At 55.5% G+C, this 22,390-nt stretch carries 16 protein-coding genes and 1 pseudogene; 13 read left to right on the top strand and 4 right to left on the bottom strand.

Annotated elements, in window-relative coordinates; genetic code table 11:
• On the top strand, window positions 1–769 hold a 769-nt coding region (locus tag HW561_RS21820; RefSeq protein WP_211198732.1), incomplete at its 5' end, for an alpha/beta fold hydrolase.
• A 460-nt stretch (window positions 770–1,229) separates the two neighbouring features.
• Entirely contained in the window at window positions 1,230–1,562 is a 333-nt protein-coding gene (locus tag HW561_RS21815; RefSeq protein ID WP_176867464.1) for an antibiotic biosynthesis monooxygenase, read from the top strand.
• A gap of 756 nt (window positions 1,563–2,318) precedes the next feature.
• On the opposite strand, the gene HW561_RS24355 is transcribed toward HW561_RS21815, so the two are convergent.
• From HW561_RS24355 to HW561_RS21805, 3 genes and pseudogenes are all read right to left on the bottom strand, one after another.
• The gene (locus tag HW561_RS24355) at window positions 2,319–3,572 is read right to left on the bottom strand and encodes a type I restriction enzyme subunit R domain-containing protein (RefSeq protein WP_408015408.1); all 1,254 of its coding nucleotides are present in this window, start codon (window positions 3,570–3,572) and stop codon (window positions 2,319–2,321) included.
• 183 nt (window positions 3,573–3,755) lie between these two features.
• A pseudogene (locus HW561_RS24350) lies at window positions 3,756–4,523 on the bottom strand (DEAD/DEAH box helicase family protein); the annotation flags it as partial.
• Window positions 4,524–5,080: 557 nt separating this feature from the next.
• Entirely contained in the window at window positions 5,081–5,449 is a 369-nt protein-coding gene (locus HW561_RS21805; protein WP_176867463.1) for a hypothetical protein, read from the bottom strand.
• Window positions 5,450–5,931: 482 nt separating this feature from the next.
• On the opposite strand from HW561_RS21805, the gene HW561_RS21800 reads away from it, so the two are divergent.
• A complete protein-coding gene (locus HW561_RS21800) occupies window positions 5,932–6,666 on the top strand; it encodes a TetR/AcrR family transcriptional regulator (RefSeq protein WP_328803322.1) in 735 nt (244 codons plus the stop codon).
• A gap of 122 nt (window positions 6,667–6,788) precedes the next feature.
• Entirely contained in the window at window positions 6,789–7,895 is a 1,107-nt protein-coding gene (locus HW561_RS21795; RefSeq protein WP_176867462.1) for an alkene reductase, read from the top strand.
• 942 nt (window positions 7,896–8,837) lie between these two features.
• On the opposite strand, the gene HW561_RS21790 is transcribed toward HW561_RS21795, so the two are convergent.
• Entirely contained in the window at window positions 8,838–9,296 is a 459-nt protein-coding gene (locus tag HW561_RS21790; RefSeq protein WP_176867466.1) for an Lrp/AsnC family transcriptional regulator, read from the bottom strand.
• Window positions 9,297–9,415: 119 nt separating this feature from the next.
• On the opposite strand from HW561_RS21790, the gene HW561_RS21785 reads away from it, so the two are divergent.
• From HW561_RS21785 to HW561_RS21745, 9 genes are all read left to right on the top strand, one after another.
• The gene (locus HW561_RS21785) at window positions 9,416–10,216 is read left to right on the top strand and encodes a phenylalanine 4-monooxygenase (RefSeq protein ID WP_176867461.1); all 801 of its coding nucleotides are present in this window, start codon (window positions 9,416–9,418) and stop codon (window positions 10,214–10,216) included.
• A gap of 99 nt (window positions 10,217–10,315) precedes the next feature.
• Window positions 10,316–12,529 (top strand): hybrid sensor histidine kinase/response regulator, encoded by a 2,214-nt coding sequence (locus tag HW561_RS21780; protein WP_176867460.1) that lies wholly within the window; start codon window positions 10,316–10,318, stop codon window positions 12,527–12,529.
• A 136-nt stretch (window positions 12,530–12,665) separates the two neighbouring features.
• On the top strand, window positions 12,666–13,772 hold the full coding sequence (locus HW561_RS21775) for a cytochrome-c peroxidase (protein WP_176867459.1): 1,107 nt from the start codon (window positions 12,666–12,668) through the stop codon (window positions 13,770–13,772).
• 11 nt (window positions 13,773–13,783) lie between these two features.
• Complete coding sequence (locus HW561_RS21770) at window positions 13,784–14,971, top strand: cytochrome-c peroxidase (RefSeq protein ID WP_176867458.1); 1,188 nt, start codon at window positions 13,784–13,786, stop codon at window positions 14,969–14,971.
• A gap of 5 nt (window positions 14,972–14,976) precedes the next feature.
• A complete protein-coding gene (locus HW561_RS21765) occupies window positions 14,977–15,546 on the top strand; it encodes an arsenate reductase (azurin) small subunit (protein ID WP_176867457.1) in 570 nt (189 codons plus the stop codon).
• Between the two features lie 19 nt (window positions 15,547–15,565).
• On the top strand, window positions 15,566–18,247 hold the full coding sequence (locus tag HW561_RS21760) for an arsenate reductase (azurin) large subunit (protein ID WP_176867456.1): 2,682 nt from the start codon (window positions 15,566–15,568) through the stop codon (window positions 18,245–18,247).
• Window positions 18,248–18,411: 164 nt separating this feature from the next.
• On the top strand, window positions 18,412–20,619 hold the full coding sequence (locus HW561_RS21755; protein ID WP_176867455.1) for a HEAT repeat domain-containing protein: 2,208 nt from the start codon (window positions 18,412–18,414) through the stop codon (window positions 20,617–20,619).
• 14 nt (window positions 20,620–20,633) lie between these two features.
• Window positions 20,634–21,122, top strand: coding sequence for a plastocyanin/azurin family copper-binding protein (locus HW561_RS21750; protein ID WP_176867454.1), 489 nt, complete (start codon window positions 20,634–20,636; stop codon window positions 21,120–21,122).
• Window positions 21,115–22,359, top strand: coding sequence for a molybdopterin molybdotransferase MoeA (locus HW561_RS21745; protein ID WP_176867453.1), 1,245 nt, complete (start codon window positions 21,115–21,117; stop codon window positions 22,357–22,359). The genes HW561_RS21750 and HW561_RS21745 overlap by 8 nt, the downstream gene beginning before the upstream one ends.
• Window positions 22,360–22,390: the final 31 nt, after the last annotated feature.

Below are 22,390 nucleotides of genomic sequence, written 5' to 3'. Positions count from 1 at the left end.
TAAACCACTCGGGAATACGATCATGAAGAAAGTAGTGTTTTGCCACGGTATGCCTGGCAGCCCATCAGATGCGGAGCTACTAAGTAAGGCCAATCCTGGTATTGAAGCCATTGCTCTGAATTTGCTAAACTTTGATCCGAAGGCCATCGACGCAGATCTTTGTGATGCCATAGATGCAGCGTTGGGGGAAACCGACGGCGAGTGTGTGCATGTGGTTGGCTTTTCCATCGGCGCCATGGCGGCAATAAAAGTTGCGGCGTCCAGGCCAAACCTGGTTGGCCGACTAACATTGATATCGCCCGCTGCCCCACTTTTCATAGGTGATTTTCTACCCAAGATGGCGGGAAAACCTGTTTTTGAGTTGGCCATGAAGCGTCCAAGGATACTCCGATTTCTGACGCGTCTTCAAAGTTTGCTGACCCGGTTTTTTCCAGAAACTATGGTCAAAGTATTGTTCGCAAAGTGCGGCCCTGCGGAAAGAGTTCTTTTAGAAGACGAGACCTTCGTCAGCGTTATGAAAAAGGCGCTATCGGAGAGCTTCGTACAGAGGCCAGCGGCCTATCTTGCATTTATCAGCGCCTATGTCGCGGATTGGAGCGAAACTATGTCAGCGGTGCAGTGCGACGTCGTCCTTTGGCACGGGACTAATGACACTTGGTCGCCGGTTGAAATGTCTCACTCGCTAAAGGGTGTGTTTGGTGAAAAAGCCAGAATAAACTTGGTTCAGGGCGCTGAACACTATTCAACCCTAGTACAAGCTGAACTGTAGTTCACACTCAAGATTGACGCTTTTGGAGTTGTACAGATTCTGGATAATATACTGATTTCATTTAGAATAGGCACTCGAAGGAAGAGGCGTCTTTGGCTCGGTCACCTCGGCTGGAGGCAGTCGGATGTTCGACCGGATTCATCAAGAAAATGCATGCGGCATCGCCCCGAAATTCGACGTATGAAATTCATATGCGGCAAGATCCGTTGTTTCGGTCAATCGATGGCTAGTGGGTCTGGACAGACTTTGTTCGAACTTGGCGGACTTCTACAGAGATTTAGTATCAACCACATCCATAATGCGGAGGGAGATATCATGGGTTATCAAGATTGACGTGGGTGCGGAAACCCAGGAAGTTCTGAGTTCCTAGTATCACAAATGAGTACGTTAAGTGGTACGGTAAGGATCAATCTCAACAGACTTCCCCCAAGAGAACTTTCTGAGCGAACAGGTTGCACACATGATTATCGAAGTTCGTCGCTACACACTAAAACCCGGACGTCGCGAGGAGTTTATCGAGTTCTTTGAGCAGGAGAACCGTGTTGCACTGCGCGACGCCGGGATGCTGGTCTTTGGCCCTCTGCGGGATCTGGACAATCCTGACAAAGTCCACTGGATGCGGGCATTCTCGTCGCTCGAGGAGCGAGACATGACAAAAGATGGTTTTTACAAGGGACCCATATGGAACAAGCACATTGAGCCCTTGGTAATGCCATTAATTCTCCACTTCGAGGCGGATGTAACTGAAACAACAGACGGGTTTGAGAATTTCAGCGGTGGCGTTTCCCTCTGAGTTCCCGGGCTTAAGAGTCGAGGGGCTGACAGAAGAGAATAAGACCCGCTCCGCAACACCGATTGTTGTCATTGGCCAGTGCGCAGTAATTGGCAATAACAAGAAGCGGGTCTTGATCGGTTGGCTAATTAACGACGCCAGTACATCCCCAACTAATCACAAGCAACTTGTCGTCCGACGAGTGGGCGGAAACATTCGGGTTGCCCTGCGAGTGACTTTGCTATTGCGGCGAACGTCATGAACAGCGAGCCGCCCCGGTAGATGTTGAAGGGGCCCTGCCACAACCTCACAAATGAGTTTCGTCCTTCAGATAAAGGTTGAATTTTACCACTTAGACTGCACTTATGATTGAGGTATAATGCTTCAAAGTTGAAGAAGTGGCGCAGAAACTACCATCAATTGAGCGACTATGTAGAACCGCGCAAAGTTATGGGAAAATCGTGCAAGCTTATGCGCAAATGCCGCGCAAGATTATGGGCGAGAATGGGCGAAATTTCTAAACAAAATCAATGAAGGCAATGCAGCGTTGTGCGCACCCCTACAGTATTTGTAGGGACGCGCACAAGCCTGCACGTACCCCATAAGTCTGCATGATTTGCGCATTAGTTTGCACGATTTCAACTCAGAGGTGCAGAGTGCCGATACCATTTCTTCTATTGGGTGAGTCCTGAGTTCTAAACTTAAGGCAAGGATAGAGGTGCAGGTGTGTGTTTCCGGTGAGTTTTGCGCATTGGTGAGCTCAACAAACCACTAAGTTTATCCTACGGGTCTGTGGTCTCCTGACTTCAGAACCTGTTCCATCATGCGCATGAGAGCTTCGTGAAGACCTGATTTGAAATCGTCATCTGAGGCGTACTTCTTGTAAAGGTCGATTTCACGCCGACGTTCGTTGCGCATTGCTTTTTCAAATAGTGCTTCACTGGCGATGCGTCGGTTTTGTTCGTCAGGGTTGGATACAACCTTGTTCTGAAATGCAGGCTCGCTCATTGCGTGGTTGAGGATGTTGATCAGCTTGATTCTTTGCTCCTCCGGTGTTGCATCCCAGCCATTGAAATAGCGTTCGTTGAAGGCGGCAACGATCATGTCTAAAGGGTCTTTTTCTGGGTCATCGTGACCAACTCGGGGATTTGGATTTGGTGGATCAATCTCACTGCCAGAGTCATCCAGGCCGATAGTGTGACCAATCTTAACACGTTCCAGACCGTAGGTGGTTAGATCAACACTCTCCATGAGACCATCAATTTCATCCTGATCCTTGTCTTTAATCTTCATTTCAGGGATGAGGAACTTCAGGAACCAGTGCAACATCTCCCAGTCCGCATTGGCAAACTGGATGATACAGGCCACTTGGGCGTAGATTTTCACGAACTGCTTAGCCTTAATCTTGATGTCGATTTTCTCTTCATCATCTAGCTCGTCGAAACGGCCAGCAGCCGTATCCAGAATTGGTGAAAGCTGATCTGCGTCTAAGCCATCAAAAAATAGTTCATTGAATTGAACCACCTCGCCCCATTCATATATGCCGCTGTCATCGACGTGATCTTTTAGATCATGTAAGACGTTCACATCGGTTGGCTGGCTCAAAGCCGTCGAGGTGAAGAAGGGATCGAATGCATCCTTGATTTCCTCAACCGTGTTGTGGAAATCAAGGATGAAGGTCTCTTCCTTACCCAGCTTTTTGTTGGACCGGTTGAGCCGTGACAGGGCCTGTACCGCCAAAACACCCTGCAACTTCTTGTCCACATACATGGTGGTCAGCATCGGCTCATCGAAGCCTGTGAGAAATTTGTTGGCCACGACCAGGATGCGATACCCGTCATCTTTGAACTTCTTGGCGATATCGTTGCCTGGGAAGCCGTTAAGGCTGTCCTCGGTGTGCTCTACTCCGTCAACCAGCTTCTTGCCGGTGAAGGCCACTACTGCCTTGTACGGGCTCCCTACGGCGTTCAAGGCCTCTCTGATGGCAAGGTAATACCGAATGGCGGACTCGATGTTACGGGTGACCACCATGGCCCGTGCTTTGCCCTTCAGTTTCTTGGGCCGAACTACGTTATCACGGAAGTGGTCGAGCATGATCGCAGCTTTGGTCTTGATCGTGTCTGGATGTGCCTCGACATAGGCCCGCAGCTTGCCCTGGGCCTTCTTTGTGTTGAACTCCGGGTTATCCTCGATGGATTTCTGAAGCTCGTAGTAGCTCTTGTAGGTGGTGTAGTTCTTCAGCACATCGAGAATGAACTGTTCCTCAATGGCCTGTTTCATCGAATAGAGATGGAACGGTAAGAACTTTCCTTCAGCGTTCTGCCGACCGAAGCGTTCAAGGGTGGTGTTCTTCGGTGTCGCCGTGAAAGCAAAAAATGAGGCATTGTTGCCCATCTTCCGACGGGCCATAGCTGCGAGGACTTTATCTTGCAGGTCTTCTGGCTCTTCCTCGTCACCACCGCCGCTAATGGCTTCGTTCATCTTGTCGGCGGCACTGCCGGACTGGGAGGAATGGACCTCGTCGATGATCACCGCGAACTTACGGTCGGAGAGATCGGAGATGCCATCTAAAATCTAAGGGAATTTCTGGATCGTGGTGATAATCAGCTTCTTGCCGTTCTCCAACGCATTTTTCAACTCAGCCGAGTCGTAGGCATGGGCGACGACGTTCTTCACCTCTGAGAACGCCCGGATGTTATCCTTTAACTGCTTGACCAGCACCCGCCGATCCGTGACGACAATCACGCTGTCAAAGATGTTGGCTGTACCCTCGGCATTGTAGGTTTCGATCAGCTGATACCCGAGCCAAGTGATAGAGTTCGACTTACCCGAGCCCGCTGAGTGCTGGGTCAGATACCGCTGGCCCACCCCGTTGGATTTCACGTCACTGAGCACCTGCCGCACCACGTCCAACTGGTGGTAACGAGGGAAGAACAGGGTCTTGGTCTTCTTGCCGGTCTCCTTGTTCTCTTCCTCCACCATCTTTGCAAAGTGCTCGATGATGTTGGTCAGGGACCGCTTCTCCAGCACCTCTTCCCACAGATATGCAGTTTTATGGCCCACTGGGTTGATCGGGTTGCCCTTGCCGTGGCCATCACCCTTGTTGAACGGCAGGAAGAATGTGCTCTTGCCTGCCAGCTTGGTGGCCATCGACACCTCATGGGTGAAGACGCAGTTCGTGTCGCTGAACGAGATGGTATCATGTTCAAGAACATTCGGTACCAAGGGTGCCAAGACCGTGTTTCTTTCACGCTTTTCAATAAATCGGAGCGTGTAGTCCTCGATGTCTTCGCCGCAAAATACTCAGGAGAGGTTCTCCAACGGGTATCGATATGCGAAGACCTAGTTAGTACCCGTATTTCAGTATGCTCTTAGCCATTCTTATTTATGGATGGGCTGCTTGGTATTGTCTCTGAACCCTCAGAAGAGAACGGACATTTGAGTGATTTGATCTCGCTATTTTTGCCGGAGGCAGAAAAAGCAGGGGTGACACGAATTTGCCAGATGCTGTACGACGTATGAGTGACCAAAAGCTGACACTAAGCTGCCATCAGACCACCAGCTTCGCCTGCGATATCGACTATGCAGTCATCGCCGGTCTGAATGCGAATTGCCGGGCTTTCCCCACCGAGTTCCAATTTGGGTGAGGTTAACCAGAACGCGCATTGCCACGGGGTCATTTCACGTGGCAGGGCTTTCAACACTTTTTCCATCAAAGGAAGCGGGGTTCCATCCTCAGCAAACTGGAAAGATGGATAGGCGTTGGCCCCATTGTAAGGCAAAGAAAGTACCTTCCCGGTTCGTGTCCAGATGTCGGCTATCCGCGTGATCTGCCAGGAGCCCTTCTGCCATTGTGCGTGTACGCCGGCATCGTCCAGCAACGGATACTCACGTGCAAAATCATCCATCCGGATGTCATTGACCGCGCAACAATGTCCCTCGAAATTATGCAAATACATCTACTTACTCACTGAACTCACTAACAACTCATGAAACGATACTGCCAAAAAATCGTACTAGCCAAAGTTAAGAAGTTCACATTGGGCAAACTTAACTTCAGCTAACCTCGCTATTTTAACCTAGCGCGCTGAAATTATTGTTGGTTTGCTTACGATGGCCCGCCGTTTTGTGCTCGTAAAACCAGTTCAGAATTCGTGGCTTTGTTACCCATTGGGGTAGCAATCTTCACAAGCTGAAGGCATTGGCCATGGATCTACCGAACCGATCTTTGGTTTGTGAGTGATCAACATTAACGTATTGGACAAAGCCACCAGTCAATCTGTCCAGTGTTGGAAACTAATACCGAGGGTGAACTCTCTTTTCTACGATCACGATCCTCTTCTTCTGACACTCCCGCAAAAAGACAAAAGGTCCCGATCCTAAGATTGGCGTGACACCAAGCGCGATGGGGAGGTTTTGCATTTCTACCGACCTAAACTCCTTTCTCTGGTCACAATACGGATTGATCACTCCAAAAATTCCCCACCGCCATCTTGAATTTCTGGACCAATCATTCCAAATCATACGCATGAGCAAAAAAACTCTCCTAAATGGCGACATCAAATCACCCGCAGGCCCGGGTAGGCCTCGCGCCTTTGACGAAGCTGAGGCTTTGGAGAAAGCCTTGTGCGTTTTTTGGCACAAGGGCTACGAGACCGCATCTGTGGATGATCTGACAAAGGCCATGGGTTTGAGCCGGTCCAGCTTCTATGGAACGTTCGGCAACAAGCAGGCTTTGTTTCACAAAGCCCTCAGGCACTATTCAAGGCGTGGTTTGAAAACTCTGCGTGACGTTGCAGATGCGGGCGGAGATGACCCCGTTGGTGCGATAATGAAAGCTTTGGCGAACCCGCAAGGCGGTCGTGACGGCTGCATGCTGATCAATTGCCTTACGGAGCTTGCTCCTCATGATGATGAAGTGGCGGCTCTCGGGCGGCAGCATTTGGAGAGTATTGACGAGATTATTGCGAGAGCGCTTGAGCCTTCTGATCCGGGTCAGGCCCTCGATAAGGCACGCGCCTATGCCTCCCTTGCAATCGGCACGCTGGCCTTACGCAAGGCGGGCGTTCCCGCCGAGCAGATATCGCAAACCCTGAAACAAGCCCGGTTGGTGATTTCGCCATAAGGCCTCCCGCCGCCATAAGGAAATGAAACCTAACACAAACTCAATCAAGAGACAGTGACCCTAATATTGGACTAATTGGTCCAATAATATCTGAACGAAGTTTACCAAAGAAGGAAGCAGCAATGGCTGATGAAAAACTGTTCTCCGGCATCAAAGCTGGTGCAATCGAGCTAAAAAACCGCATTGTCATGGCGCCACTGACCCGCAACCGGGCAAGAGCCGAGGATGACAGTGTCCATGAATTGCACGCCAAGTACTACACGCAGCGGGCAGGTGCTGGTCTGATCATCACGGAAGCATCGCAAATCTCGCCCCAAGGCAAAGGCTATGCCTGGACGCCCGGCATTTATTCCGAAGCGCAGATCGACGGCTGGAAAAAAGTGACTGAAGCCGTCCATGCCAAGGACGGGAAGATTGTAATCCAGCTTTGGCATGTGGGCCGGATTTCGCATTTCAGCTTGCAGCAGGATAGTGGCGCCCCTGTTGCACCATCCGCAATTGGAGCTAAGGCCAAGACGTTTGATGGTGAGCAATTTGTTGAAACATCTGAACCGCGGGCTCTGGCCATCGAAGAAATTGCTGGCATCGTTGCGGACTACCGGAGGGCCGCGGAAAACGCCAAAGAGGCCGGTTTCGACGGTGTCGAGGTCCACGCAGCCAACGGATACCTTATCGATCAATTCCTGCGGGACGAATCCAACAAGCGTGAAGACGAATACGGCGGTCCTGTCGAGAATAGAGCACGGTTCCTGAAAGAGGTCATGGACGTGGTTGTCGATGTCTGGGGCGCCGACCGCGTTGGTGTCCGCCTCAGCCCATTCTCGGACGCCAACAACATCTCCGACAGCGACCCGCAGGCGACATTCACCCATGCGGTCAAATTGCTGAATGGCTATGGGCTGGCCTATCTCCATCTCGTGGAAGGACAGACCGGAGGCCCGCGCGATATTCCGGAAGGTGGCGATCTGAAGGCGCTCTATGAATTGTTTGAGGGTGCGAAAATGGGCAACAACGCTTACGACCGGGAAATGGCGATTGAAGCGGTTGAAACTGGAGCCGTCGATCTGGTGGCCTTTGGCCGGCCGTTTATTTCCAACCCGGATCTTGTCAACCGGCTGGAGAAAGACGTCGCGCTGAACGAGCTCGATCCAAGTACTCTCTACGGCGGCAACGAAAAAGGGTACACCGATTACCCGTCGCTGGAAGAGGAAGCGGTCGCCGCGGAATAGTACATCGCTGCTAACTCCATGGTGACAGGCAATACCAAGCAAAGTGAGCGAGCCAGTTTTGGACGCGCTCACCTAGCGGTTACGGCTATATCCATTCTTGAAGCGGGGATCTATCACAAGCCCGCGAATGAGCTGCTTCCCTGTGATCAGGGTGGAATATTTCCAATCTGAATACACTCTTGATTGAGAGGCGCCCAGTTTTAGTTGAAGAAGATGTGCAGTGACTACCACCAATTGAACGCGTTTCTCGAACCCCGCAATGTTATGGGAAAACCGTGCAAACCTATGCGCAAATGGCGCGCAATATTGTGGGCGAAAGTCTTCAATTTTTGTGAGCAAAATAAATGGCGGGGATGCAGCGTTATGAGAACACCTACAGATATTTGTAGGATCGCCCATAATCGTTCGCGACGCCCACAAGTGTTCGCGAACGAACTCGGGGATGTCCAAACGGTTACGATGTATTCCGGCTGCAGTTCTTCGCCGTTACTCAAACGAAATCGATCGGCCCTCACGGCCATTTGCATGCCGTAAGAACATGCCCAACAATAGCCATCGAGGGAGTTGTGGACTTCAGGATCGCACTCAGCGCAATACAGTCCTAGATTGCCGAAATCCATCTTTCCGGTTTCCATGCACAGAACGAGAGCTGCATTTTAGCGAGGGCAGCGCAGGAGTCTTACAGCCTCTGGTGGGATATCCGCTCTCAGGTAGCGTCGTCGAACGTTTTGTGGCACACTGCGCCTGGAGGAGAAACGCCCTCGCTGCAGACAATTTCGAGCCATGGGCCGGAGGTTCCCCATGGTCTGTACCAAGATCGCCTGGTCCCGGTGTTGCTGGACCATGCAGATCCGAGCGCGGGCGTTGTTTGATTGCTCTACTGATCGTTTCGCTGATATTTGAAACTAAGGAAACGATAATCTGCCACCAGACAGGTTCCACCTAAAGAATGGGCAGGGGCCCGCGTGTTTTTGTCTGGCGCAAGACAAAGTTGCTTCGGGTGTCGCGCACGAGGCCGGATTTCAAGAGGCGCTGCATGATGAAAACTTCCAAATCTTCGGGGGTTTTGGCATAGACCTTCAGAATGAAATCATGATCCCCGGTGATCGAGGCGCATTCCACGATTTGTGGTTCGGTTTCCACCAAGCGCAGGAAATCAGAGATGCTGTCTTCCTGGTGGTCGCGCAGTGCGACATGGACATAAGCAATTGCATTCAATCCGACAGCCTTGGCAGCCACCTGAGCACGGTAGCCCGAAACCACACCGGCCGCCTCCAGATCACGCACTCGCCGCCAGCATTGCGAAGCAGACAAGCCCGTTCGCTCCGCCAGATCCTGCATGGACAGGCGGCCACTGATCTGAAGCTCTCGCAGAATGGTTATGTCCGCGGAATGAAGCATATGTTTCAAAATTTACCCATAGGTGACAGATATTCGTCAAAATAGATCAATAATATCGAAAATCAAAACGAAATGAGCTGGGGTTGAAGTGATATCCTACCAGAAGCCGGAGGATGCCAATGCCCAAGTCGACCAAATACATCGCCAAAGTGGCGGACGCGCGGGGCCATATCGACTACACCGCCGACGAGGATGCGGTTTGGGCCGATTTGTATGCCGCGCAAGAAGAAAACGTAGAACGCTATATGGCGCGTGAGTACACGGATGGTCTTGTGCGGTTGGAGCTGCCAAAAACCAAAGTCCCGTCCTGCGCCGACATATCTGAACGCCTGCTGGATTTGACCGGTTGGCGGGTGCAGCCGGTTCCGGCTCTTATCGGGTTCAAATCCTTTTTTGGTATGTTGGCGGATCGGGTCTTTCCAGCGGCGTCCTTCATCCGCTCGCGCGAGGATTTCGATTATATCGAAGAGCCCGACATTTTTCACGAAATCTTCGGCCACACCCCTTTGCTGAGTGACGCCCGTTTTGCCGCCTTCAGCCACGCCATCGGACAAGCCGGGATTCGCGCGGACGCGGCTGATTATGTCTGGCTGATCCGGCTTTATTGGTTCTCGATTGAATTCGGCTTGCGCCGCCAGGACGGCGCGATCAAAGCGCTGGGTTCAGGGCTTGCCTCGTCCCCGACCGAGCTTGTCTATGCCGTCACCAGCGATATCCCGGACCGGGATGAATTCGACATCCTGACAATTCTGCGCACGCCGTACAGGATCGACATGCACCAGATGGGGTACTTTGTCCTGAACGACCCAGAGGAGCTTTTTGCGGCGGCCGACCGCGATCTTCTGGCAGATGTGCGGCAGGCTCGTAAGCTGGGTTTGTTGCCGAACAAGTTTCCCGAGAAAACAACGGCTGCAGAATAGACAGGTGTTGGGCGCCCCCGCCCTGACCGCCTCTGTGACACAGATGCGCAAAACGTGACAAACCGTTGACCGGAGTCCTCAGAGAGGTTTCATACCGGCATGGCGGAAGATCACGACACCTTGAACACATACTCCAGGCGTCCACTGGCTGTTGCCTTCGTGATCGGTCTTGCCCTGCTGACCATCCTGTCGGTATTTCTGTATATGTCGCGTGAAACGGGCAATCGCATCGGTGACATGCGCCAGGCCTGGCAAAGCTATTCGGTCGAAACTACACCGCGCGGATATTGGATTTCGGATATCCGCGAATATTTCGGCTATGGCGGGCTGATCCACAATTTCAAGAATTATGTGCTGCGCCAAACGCCTGAATACGGCCCGACCCTGCGGCAGCAATCGCGCAATCTGCAGGCAACGATCGACGCGTATCGCAACTCCGCTCCGCCCGCAGCCGAACTTGGGGCACTGCAGCGGATTGAGCAGGTGGCGCATGAATACATCAACAACATTCCTCGGATCGAAGCGGGTATCGCTGCGAGCCTGAGTGCAGAAGAGATCGACACTCTGGTCCGTGTTGACGACAGCGATGCACTGGCAGCCTTGGCCGAGCTTGAAGCTCTTTGGATCACCGAACGGGACAAAAGCCTGTCAGCAATGGTGCGGGCTTTTTCTGATGGTGAGCGGCTGGTCCGCAACTTCTCGGTTTTGTTGGTTGGGTTGATTGTTGTTGTCGGCGTGATTGCCGTGCTGACGACAATGCTGATTTCCAATATTCTGCGTACCAATCGACGTCTGCAGGCCGAGCTGGATTTGCGCGAGCAGGTGGAGTTGGCAGAACGTAAGCTGGCCCGTGCAGTCGAACAAAGCCCTGCATCGATCATCATTACCGATACGGATCTGACCATCGAATATGCAAACCGCAAGTTTTTTGAACTCAGCGGATACGAGGCAGACGAGATCTACGGCCATACACCCAGGATGTTGCAATCAGGGCATTCGGGTCAGTCCGTTTACAGTGATTTGAAAGAATGCTTGGACCGCGGGCAAAGCTGGTATGGAGTGTTCCGCAATCTGCGCAAGGATGGCAGCCACTACTGGGTCTCGACCGCGATTTTTCCGCTGGTCGATCAGAACGGAATAACGACGCATTACATCGGCATTGGCGAAGACCTGACCGAAACCCGCCGGACCCATGAACAATTTGCGCAAGTCCAGAAGATGGAAGCCGTAGGCATTCTGGCCGGATCCGTCGCGCATGATTTCAACAATGTTCTGATGAGCGTCACCGGTAATGCTGACTTAATTGAGCTGGACGCGGATGGAAACGAAGACATCCAGACCTCGGTCAACCATATCCGCATCGCGGCACGGCGTGCTCAGGCGTTGGTACGCAAGATGCTGACCTTTGCCCGCCAACGCCCCCGCAACCCACGGCGGGGTGACATGGTCAAAGCCGCGCAAGAAGCGTTGGGCCTGATCCGGGTGTCAGCCCCGCCTAACATTGAAGCCCGTTTTGATATCGAGGTCGAAACGGCCTTTTCCGACTTTGACGGCACGTTGTTCTTCCAGACCCTGCTGAACCTTTGCCACAACGCGTTTGAGGCGATGGGTGATCAACCCGGCGAAGTGGTTCTACGGATCGGCCTTGCGAAAAGGGATGCTCTGGACGAGTTGCCCGACGAGGCCACCGGCGTGATCCGGCTGGACGTTCGCGACACAGGCCCCGGGATGTCTGCGGAGTTGCAGAAAAAGGTTTTCCAACCCTTCTTTTCGACTAAACCTTTGGGCAAAGGCACCGGGCTGGGGCTGACCATCGTGCATGACAGTGTCGAGGAATGCCACGGTCGGGTCGAACTGCACTCGGAACCAGGCAAGGGCACATGCTTCAGCCTGTTTTACCCGTTGATGCCTGCGCTCAGTCAGGCAGATCAGGCCGAGGTTGAGGCGGTCGCTGGCGACGAACATATCTTGTTGGTCGATGACGATGAGAATGTCCTCTATGTCACCCGTCGTCTGCTGACGCGGTATGGCTATCAGGTCGAGGCCTATTCCGATCCGCTAAAAGCGCGTGAGGCCTTTCGGGCAGCTCCGCAGAGCTATGACATCCTGATCAGCGATTTGATGATGCACGGGCTGATGGGCACGGACCTGATCGATTCTGTTCGATCGATCCGGGCGGATTTGCCGGCGATTTTGATCAGCAGCTATTTCGACGACGCCGAAGTGACGGTGATCGGAGACTCTCCGATCATGGTGCAGAAGCCGTTGGAAGTACAGGCGCTTGCACGGATCATCCGATCATTGATGGGCTAGGCCTGTTACATTCCTTAACAATCTTTCACAGACCTTAACTTACATCAAATCACCACGAAACATCTCGCTCCTATAGTTCGCTCAGCCGGTCCCCGGCCACCCGGAGAAACCGGCCTAGCGATAAAGGGGCTTTTAGATGAATACCAAAGCCAGAACATGGTTCTCGGCGCTGTCGACAGTTTCATTGCTGACGATCTGTGCCGCATTGCCGGTTCACCAGGCCCAGGCGGACGAGCCGGGCCCGGTAGAAGCCATAGAGTTCGATCCAGCCAAGGCAGCCCTTGGCAAACGATTGTTTTTCGACCCGCGCCTGTCTGGCGATACCGAGCTGTCTTGCGCCAGCTGCCACCAGCCGGAAAACGGGTTTACCGACGGGCAGGCTTTGTCGGATGCCTATGCTGGCAACCTGCATTTCCGCAATGTGCCGACATTGATCAACAGCGCCAAGCGCGCGGCGTGGTTCCATGACGGGCGCATCGGCACCAACCTCAATGACGTAACCCGCGAAAGTATCACCGAAACCTACTCGATGAACATGGATATGCGCCTGATGCAGGAACGCATCAAGCAGGACCCGGTCTATGTTGAAATGTTCGAGGCTGCCGGGTTCGGCGAACCCTCGAACGGCGGTGTCCGCAACGCGATTCCGGAATACCTGAAAACGCTGATCTCGCGCGGGGCTCCGTTCGATAGAGGTGAGATGTCCGAAGAGGCCAAAGCCGGGTACGAGTTGTTCAATGCGAGCGGCTGTAATTCCTGCCACTCTGGTGAGCGGTTTACCGACGACCAGCCGCACAATATCGGCGTTGGCGATAACCCTGATATTTGGGCGGAACCAGAACGTCACATCACCTTTGTGACGATGATGAAGTTCCTGGGCGTCGAAAACTACATGAACCTGCGCGCTGACCCGGGTGCCTATATCCGCACCCACACCGCCGACACGTTCGGCACCTTCATGACGCCCACGCTGCGCGAGCTGACCTACACCGCGCCGTATATGCACAACGGCACTCTGGAAACGCTTGAGGATGTGGTGGCCTTCTACAACGCCGGTGGTGGCGTCGATGAAAACAAGGATCCGCGCATTGAGCCGCTGAACCTGAACGAGACCGAACAAGCACAGTTGTTGGCCTTCCTCAAGGCATTGTCCGGCGAGCCGCTGACTGGCCCCGACTTCGTCGCCGAGGAGGTCGATACCTCGTACGAGCCAATCGAAAACTGGCGTGAAACGACAAACTGAGGAGTGGATCCATGAAAGACCTTTCGTCTTATCTTAAAGGCACAATCGCCACCGCTGCCCTGTTTGCCGCCATCGGTTCGCAAGCCTTCGCTGCGGACAGTATGGAGATTGAGGCCGGCATCGGCGGCGCGGACCCCGATCCAGATGCACCGCTGGTGGCGCTGGGTGAACCGCCTATCCCACTGGACAACCCGCAGACCGACGCCAAAATCGAACTGGGCAAGATGCTGTTCTTTGATCCGCGTCTGGGCGGCAACCCGTCGACGCCCTGTTCCGCATGCCACTTGCCCGATGTAGGCTGGGATGTCGAAGCGCCGATTTCGTTCGGCTACCCCGGCACGACCCACTGGCGCAACAGCCAGACGATCGTGAACTCGGCCTATTATGGCAAACTGTTCTGGGCGGGCTCGTCGAAAAGCCTTGAAAGTCAGGCCAAATCCGCTGCGGGTGGTGCCGTCGCCGGTAACGGCGAGGCCGACATGATGGAGGCGCGTCTGGCCTTCGTTCCTGAATATGTCGAACGGTTCAACGATGTGTTCGGCGATCAATGGCCGCGTATCTCGAGCGCATGGCGGGCGATTGCCGCGTTTGAACGCACGATTGTCCAGACCGACACACCCTTCGACAACTACCTGCGCGGGGATGATGCGGCGCTGAGCGAGGAACAGAAACGCGGGCTGGAGTTGTTTACCGGCAAGGCGCAATGTTCCGAATGCCATAACGGCGCGCTGCTGTCGGATGAGAAATACTACAACACCGGCGTGCCTGCCTATGACGGCTGGTTGGATGACGGTTTGGCGCAGGTTACCTTCCGCTACGAACTTTATGCCAAAGGCTCGACCGAGGAAGGCTATCGCCATACCAAGGACGACCCCGGTTTCTATTTCCGCACCAAGGAAAAGGCCGACAAGGGCAAGTTCCGCACGCCTTCCCTGCGCTACACCCTCTACACCGAACCCTATATGCACAACGGCATGCTGGAGACGCTTGAGGATGTGGTCGAGTTCTACAATCAGGGCGGTGGTGAGAATGAATTCGCCGAAAACAAATCCCAGCTGATCCAACCTCTTGGCCTGAACGATCAGGAAATGGCGGATCTGGTGGCCTTCCTGAAATCCCTGTCTGGTGAGGAACTTCTGATCGAAGAACCCGACCTGCCGGACTATCAGCCGCTTCCTGCGGTTGCAGCAGAGGAGTGAGCGTCATGACAGATCATAACGCAACCGGATGCAGCTGTTCGGGCGAGGTCAAAAAGGCCTGCACCGTGAACCGCCGCCAGTTCCTGTTCGCCTCGGGGGCGACGACCTTTGCCGTGATGGTGGCGATGCCCACCCGCCATGGTCAGGCCGAACAAGTGCCCGCACTTGTATCCACCTATCCGCGAAAGCTGATCGGCAAATTGTCCGAGCTGGAACAGGACGTTCCCGTCGAATTCTACTACCCAGACGAGGGCGACTATTCGGACTCGATCCTGGTCAAGACCGGCACCGAATGCGGCGGCGGAATCGGTCCGCAAAAGGACGTGGTGGCCTTCAACCTGACATGTACGCATCAGGGCGGATCGCTTTATGACACCTACAAAGGAGAACATAAGGTACTGGGCCCATGCCCGCTGCACCTGTCGACCTACGACGTGACCCGGCACGGCATTCTGGTCTCCGGTCAGGCGTATCAATCGCTGCCGCAAGTCCTTCTGGAACTCGATGGTGACGATATCTACGCCGTCGGCATGTTCGGCCTGATCTACGGCCGTTACGACAATCTCATAGCATAAGCGGAGGGGAGATTGAATCATGGCAACCCCGTATTACGTACCCGAAACCAACGTCCCGCTGCCGCCCAAGGGCGCCGAGGTCATCTCGACCGCCTGCGACTACTGCATCGTGGCGTGTGGTTACAAAGTCTACCGCTGGCCGGTGACGGCCAAATCCGGTGGTCCCGGCGCGAATGAAAACGCCTTTGGCGAGGATTTCCCGGTGGCACCTCTGGGTGCCTGGGTGGCGCCGAACCAGCACAATATCGTGCTGCACAAGGGCCAGCCGCACCACGTCGTGATTATCCCCGACAAGGACAACAAAACCGTCAACACCGACGGCGACAGCTCCTTGCGAGGCGGGTGTATCGCGCAGAAATGCTATAACCCGCAGACCCCCACACGCGATCGTCTGAAAACCCCGCTGATGCGGATTTATGGCACGCTGATGCCGGTTCCGTGGGATCTGGCGCTGGATGTGGCGGCTGAGGTGGGCAACCACGTCATCGCCAAGCACGGCACCAATGCCTATGGCGTGAAAACCTTCAGCTATCAGTATATCGAGAACACATATGCGATCTCGAAATACGCGCTGCGTCATATCAACACCGCGAACTTCACCTTCCACGACACGCCGTCCGACGTGACCTCGACCCCCGGTTTCCGGGATGCGGGTTTCGACAATTTCGGCCCGTCCTACGAAGACTGGCGTGATGCGGAAACCCTGTTGGTCTGCGGCACCGATCCGTATGAGACCAAGACCATCCTTTATACCCAGTGGATGATGAAGGGGATGCAGAACGGTCAGAAAGAGATCTACCTGATCCCGCGCCGATCCGCCGGTGTGGCCCATGCGGAAAAGATGGGCGGTCTGCATATCGACGTTCTGCCCGGCACCGACCTGCTGGTCGTCAACGCCATTGCCCGCGTCATCGTGGAAAATGGCTGGGAAGACAGCGACTGGATCAAGAAATGGGTCAATAACAAGTGGGAAAGCTCGTCTGGCTTCGGTCAGGGCACTCGGAACACGCCATGGCAGTGGCGCACGACCTGGGGCAAGTTCCAGACCAAGGGCTTTGAAGATTGGAAAGAGTGGCTGCTGTCGCAGGACGAATTCTCGCCCGAGAATGCCGCCGCTATAGCCGAAATCGACGTGCAGAAAATCTATACTGCCGCCGAATGGCTTGCCAAACCCAAGGCAGATGGCACGCGCCCGAAAACCTCGGTCATGATCGAGAAAGGATTCTATTGGTCCAACAACACCGGCAACACACAGGCGATTTCCGCGCTGGGCATCATCTGTGGCTGCGGTGGCCGACCCGGTCAGGTCATTGGTCGGGCAGGGGGGCATCAGCGAGGCGGCGTGAAAGGCGGGAAATACCCGCGCAACAAATCGCCCGAGAAACTGCCGGGTCGCCGTCGCCGCGCCATGGATACCGACCGGTATCTGATCGCAGGCCATACTCGTATGGCCCATGTGATCGGCACCACCTGGATCCAATCCATGTGCGGCAGCCAGCAACTGGCCGATAAATTCGAGGAACTCACCGTCCGCAACCCGCATCAGATCGACAGCTTCGACAAGCAAGAGATGATCGACACGCTGAAGGCCCGCGCCGACAGCGGCGGTATGGTGGTGATCAACCAGGACATCTATCTGCAGGACCCGATCGGCAACCGCTACGCCGACATCGTGTTCCCGGCAGCAACCTGGGGTGAAGAGGATTTCCTGCGCGCCAATGGTGAACGCCGCCTGCGGCTGTATCAGAAGTTCTATGACGCCCCCGGATCAGCGAAGCCCGATTGGTGGATCATCGCACAGCTTGCCACAAGGATGGGCTTTGACGGGTTCGACTGGCAGAATTCGAACGAGGTCGCGGAAGAGGCCGTGCGCTTTACCCGCGGGTCGCGCAAAGACTTCCACGCGGTTCATCGTCTAGCGAAGGCCGAGGGCAAAACACTGCACGCCAAGGTCCGTGAGTTTGGCACCGACGGTGTGCAATGTCCTGTCATGCTGGATGCCGATGGCGTCACGCTGATTGAAACCAAGCGTCTGCACGACACAACCCGCAAGCTGCCCGACACCGGTGCAGCGGGTAAGGATGTGTTCAACAAGAAGCTGACGCATTTCAACAGCCAGACCGGCAAGTGCAACATCCAGAAATCGCCATGGGGCCTGTTCTCGGACTATTGGGAATGGCTCAAGCCGAACAAGGACGAAGGCGAACTTTGGGCTACTTCAGGCCGGATCAACGAACGCTGGCAGTCCGGTTTCGACGACCGTCGCCGCCCGTACATCGTGCAACGGTGGCCGGAAAACTGGGTCGAGATTCACCCCGACGATGCGGCTGAGCGTGGCATCGAAAGCGGCGACTACGTGATGGTCTACTCAGAGCGCGTACCGGGCAACAAGACCACGCTGCTGGGTGTGGAAGGCGATGACTTCCAGTTCTCGAAGCTGATGGAGAACGGGCATATCGAACTGACCAAAGCGGCAATCACTGCCGTGGCCATGGTCACGCCCGCCATCAAGAAAAGCGTTGTTTACATGGATTTTCTGCACATGCAGCAGCCTGCAAACGCGCTTGAGGGCCGGATCGTCGATTGGATCAGCGGCAACTACAACTACAAGATGGGCGTTGCCAAAATGCGGAAATTGGGGCCGAGCCCCTACAAGACCTCGTTCCGCACAATGTCCTTTGCGCCGCGCGATATCGCCTGATGCACAAGTTTCCGGGGGGCGGACGCCATGTCGGCCCCCGGATCGGTCCCGCTGCAGAAGGGACCAGAGCCGGACACCCGGTTCACTGGAAGGCAGGACCTTGGTTGGGAAACCTGTCTTCCACTTCTACCCAACCCTTCCCAACCGGAACATGGCAGACTGATATGACCTTCCAATCCGATACCGCCCTGCGCGATGAGGCCACCCGCCTGTTTTCCGAATATGCGAAATCCGAATATGACGTGATTCGCCTGCGCGCTATTCAAGCGCTGACAGCAATTGGCGCCAAGAGCAGCCCTGCGCTGGTCGAAGCACTGCTAGATGACGATGAAGACGTCCGTCAGGACGCGGCCCAAGCGCTGGGCGCGTTGGGCGTGAAAGAAGCTGCGCCACAGTTGCTGGAGAACCTGATCCATGATCCCTGTGGCGAGGTGAAACTGGCCTGCGTGACCGCGCTGGCCGAGTTAAAAGCCGCTGATGCTGCACCTTACTTGCGCATGCTCGTGACCGGACGTGGGGAAGAGATCACATGGGATGAGGATGAACTGCACCAGGACGAATGGGATGATTGGCTTGACGCCCAGATTGCCTCGATCAAGGCGCTTGGCGCCATGGGCGATGAGGCCGCGATTGAGCCTATTGTTCTGGCTCTGATGGACGAAGACGGGCAAGAGTTGGGCGATGTCGCTTGCGAGGCGCTGGGACGGATTGGTCAGCCCTCGGTGCCGACCTTGGGTGTGTTCACTCAATCCTCAAACCGCCGTCTGCGCCATCGCGCCCTGCGGACCATCGCTGCAATTGGCGGCGACGAGGCCGAGGCGATCTTACGCAAGGCGCTCAGCGACAAAGACGGTGCGATCCGCCTGCTGGCGTATGAGGCGCTGATGCCGGATGACCCGGCGCTGGTCGATCAAGCGTTGACTGACGCGATCGAAGATATTCGTATCGCTGCGCTGAACCGATCGGGGTTCTCGGAACCTGAACTTCTGGACCGTATGATGCGCGACCCCGGTGCAAAAGTGCAGTTAGCGCTGATCGAGCGGCTGGAGCGTGACACACCCATCGCCGACTCGGACGATCTGCGCTGGCAGGTGTTGGATTTTCTGGCCACCGGTCAGCAACCCGAAGTCTCCGCGCAGGCCTTTGGTCTGCTGGCCGCGTTGGCCCCTCAACTGGTCACGGACCGTCTGAACGCGCTGTTCTCGGCCGGGGTCGACGATCTGAAAGCAGAACGTCTGCAATGGGCCATCGTCGATGCGCTGGCGTCGTCGCCCTTGGGTGAGGCGGCTGAATGGTTGCAACGTGCCTGCCGGTCGCCGTTCCGGTCGGTGCGACTAAAGGCGGTAGCGTCGTTGGCGATGATCGTCACCGATGAAAACCGTCCGCATGTGAACCAGCAGCAAGGGCGCGAGTTGTTGTTGTCCTACGCACTGGCCCCAATGCCGGTTGTTGCAGAAGAAGAGCCAGAGGAAACCGCCCCAAAAACCGACATTGCAGCGCTGGAAGAGGCTGGTCTGGACGTCTCGGAAGGGGGCGAAAATGGTCCGACCTCAAGCCTCGGAGCGATCCTTGGCCACGACGCGATTGCTGCGGAAATGACACAAGAGGCCGAAGAGGGCGACATGCAGCCTTTGACGCCGCGCGAACAGGCGCTGCTGGCTAAAGCCACACGCCACCCCAAACGCCGCCGTGTGGCGTTGGACGACAATGCCGAGGCGTTGGAGCGTGAGACCCGCCTTTCTGCTATCCGTTTGTTGGGTGAGGTGCGCGGAATGCAGGTCATGCTGGCCCAAATCGCAAAAGACCCTGAGACTGATATCGCGCAGCAAGCCTTGTCGGCATTGGGTGTATCGGTTGCGCGCCACGGCGCTGAGTTGAGCCAGAAACAACTGGTCGAACTGATCACGTTAGGCCTTTCGCACACGGATTCCGGATTGTCCCTGCAAGCACTGAAACTGTTGCAACAAGCCGACTTGCCGCCGCAGGATGCCTTGCGTGGCAAGCTGCGCGCGATGCTGAAAACCGGCGATACCCCGTTCCGCATTGATGCCATGCATATACTGACGAAATGGGACGGCACGGCGGATGTGGCGCGCGGCCTTCTGGATGACGTTTCCGCCCCGGTGCGTCAGGCGGCGATGCGGCTGATGTCGGAAATCGCGCCGGATCAGGCAGGGGCTGCGATTGTCCCCTTCCTTTTGGCCAATCCCGAGCAGCGAATCGTGACCTATGTCAATGACAGCACTCCGGCGGTCGTGTCCATTGGGCGCACATTGCTGGCCGAATTGCGTGACCACGACCGTCGCGCAGAATGGCCGATAATGATAAGCGCATTGGCCGATCTTCTCGGGGAGGGTTCCCGGGCGGTCTGAATCCGGAGGGACACATGGAGTTTTCGCGCAGAGCCGTCACAGCGATGGTGATCGCAGGGTCGATGGGATTTGCTCCTGCGGTAATGGCTGAAGATTTGCCCGAAGTAGCCGTAGTGCATCAGATCATCGACCTGAACGCTGATACTCCTGCTCATGCCTTTCGGTTTGAACCAAAATACTTGCATGTTCCCGCTGGATCGACCGTCCGCTTCAAGGGGTCGACCGGGCGACACACCGTGTCGTCCATCAAGCCGATGATCCCCGAAGGCGCGCGGACATTTGAAATCCGCGGCAAACCCGAGATGGACCTGGCCTTCGAACACGAAGGGGTCTACGGCATTCGCTGCCGTGTGCATGGTCGTCACGGTATGGTTATGCTGTTGGTGGTGGGTGACCCGGCCGCCAATCTCGAGGCGGCCCGCACCCATCTGCCGAAACTCGGGGAAGCCGAACAGGCCGGGTTCGAAGACCTCTTTGAGGTATTGGAGGGCCAAAATGGCTGATGGATGCGCCTGCGACCGCCACGCTCAAACGTACCTGTCTGTTGAGGATGCACTGACTCGTGGTCTGGCTGCGGCTGATCCTATTATGGAAACGGAAATCCTGCCGCTGGGTGAGGCGACAGGTAGGGTCTTGGCTGAGAATTGCATCAGCAGGGTGGAGATGCCTGCCTTCGACAATTCCGCAATGGACGGATATGCGGTGCGACTGTCCGATTTGGGCGATGGGCCGCTGTTCGAGTTATCAATCGCAGGGCGCGTGGCGGCTGGCGATAGCGGCGCGCATACCGCTCCTGCGGGCAGTGCGTTGCGCATTCTGACGGGCGCGCCCGTACCCGCAGATTTTGACGCTGTGCTGATGCAGGAAGATTGCGAGGCCACACCGGACCGCATCCGATTCACTCGTCGCCCGAAACCCGGCCAGCACATCCGTCGCGCGGGCGAAGACCTCAGGGCAGGGACACCTATCCTGCGCCGGGGCTGCGAGATTGGCCCGCGGGAAGCCGCTGCTCTGGCCTCTGCCGGATATGGGCAGGTTACGGTCTATCGCAAACTCAAGGTCACTATTTTTTCGACGGGCAGCGAGTTGAAGCAGCCCGGCGAAGATCTCGGGCCCGGCCAGATTTACAACTCGAACCGCTACATGTTGCGCGCGTTATTGGACAAACCGTGGATTCAATTGACGGATGCTGGCCCGGTCGATGATGATCCTGTGATACTCGAACAGGTTCTGAGCCAAGCGTGCGACAGTTCAGACCTGATCGTCACAACCGGTGGAGTGTCGGTCGGAGACGAAGATCATATGCCGCGCCTGTTCGCCAAGATCGGTGGCGAAACGGATGTGATGAAAGTGGCGATGAAACCTGGCAAGCCCATTATGTTCGGGCGGCGCGGCGACGCGCTTTACATTGGGCTGCCGGGCAACCCGGTTTCGGCCTATGTCACATGGCAGATCATTGGATCGCAGTTGATGATGCGCCGCGCCGGTCTGCGCCGTGTCCCGCCAGCACCTCAGCAGGCCATTCTGGCCGAGCCGCTGCAACGCCGTGCCGGGCGACAGGAATACCGTCCGGTTCAAGTCGATGGAATCGCACCTGACGGCAGACCCCGCTTGCGTCTGATGGCCCCATCCTACAGCGGGCGGGTGGCCTTGTTGGCGCAAGCGGATGGCCTGGCTGTCATTCCTGCAGAAACCGCGTCGCTGCCCGAAGGCCACGCGCTGGATTTCTTACGGTTCTGATTGCCTCATGTCCCGTTCTGCGTCCTCCTTG

Source organism: Ruegeria haliotis (assembly GCF_013377785.1).
GTDB lineage: Bacteria > Pseudomonadota > Alphaproteobacteria > Rhodobacterales > Rhodobacteraceae > Ruegeria > Ruegeria haliotis.
The sequence above is the reverse complement of the archived record's forward strand: the minus strand, read 5'-3'. Positions and strand labels throughout refer to the sequence as shown.

Bases quoted from the DNA above. Each gene is read 5' to 3' on its own strand.
- HW561_RS21750 (WP_176867454.1), top strand. From the start codon at position 20,634: ATGGAGTTTTCGCGCAGAGCCGTCACAGCGATGGTGATCGCAGGGTCG.
- HW561_RS24355 (WP_408015408.1), bottom strand. From the start codon at position 3,572: ATGGTGGTCACCCGTAACATCGAGTCCGCCATTCGGTATTACCTTGCC.
- HW561_RS21795 (WP_176867462.1), top strand. From the start codon at position 6,789: ATGGCTGATGAAAAACTGTTCTCCGGCATCAAAGCTGGTGCAATCGAG.
- HW561_RS21770 (WP_176867458.1), top strand. From the start codon at position 13,784: ATGAAAGACCTTTCGTCTTATCTTAAAGGCACAATCGCCACCGCTGCC.
- HW561_RS21775 (WP_176867459.1), top strand. From the start codon at position 12,666: ATGAATACCAAAGCCAGAACATGGTTCTCGGCGCTGTCGACAGTTTCA.
- HW561_RS21745 (WP_176867453.1), top strand. From the start codon at position 21,115: ATGGCTGATGGATGCGCCTGCGACCGCCACGCTCAAACGTACCTGTCT.
- HW561_RS21765 (WP_176867457.1), top strand. From the start codon at position 14,977: ATGACAGATCATAACGCAACCGGATGCAGCTGTTCGGGCGAGGTCAAA.
- HW561_RS21780 (WP_176867460.1), top strand. From the start codon at position 10,316: ATGGCGGAAGATCACGACACCTTGAACACATACTCCAGGCGTCCACTG.
- HW561_RS21760 (WP_176867456.1), top strand. From the start codon at position 15,566: ATGGCAACCCCGTATTACGTACCCGAAACCAACGTCCCGCTGCCGCCC.
- HW561_RS21805 (WP_176867463.1), bottom strand. From the start codon at position 5,449: ATGGATGATTTTGCACGTGAGTATCCGTTGCTGGACGATGCCGGCGTA.
- HW561_RS21790 (WP_176867466.1), bottom strand. From the start codon at position 9,296: ATGCTTCATTCCGCGGACATAACCATTCTGCGAGAGCTTCAGATCAGT.
- HW561_RS21755 (WP_176867455.1), top strand. From the start codon at position 18,412: ATGACCTTCCAATCCGATACCGCCCTGCGCGATGAGGCCACCCGCCTG.
- HW561_RS21785 (WP_176867461.1), top strand. From the start codon at position 9,416: ATGCCCAAGTCGACCAAATACATCGCCAAAGTGGCGGACGCGCGGGGC.
- HW561_RS21815 (WP_176867464.1), top strand. From the start codon at position 1,230: ATGATTATCGAAGTTCGTCGCTACACACTAAAACCCGGACGTCGCGAG.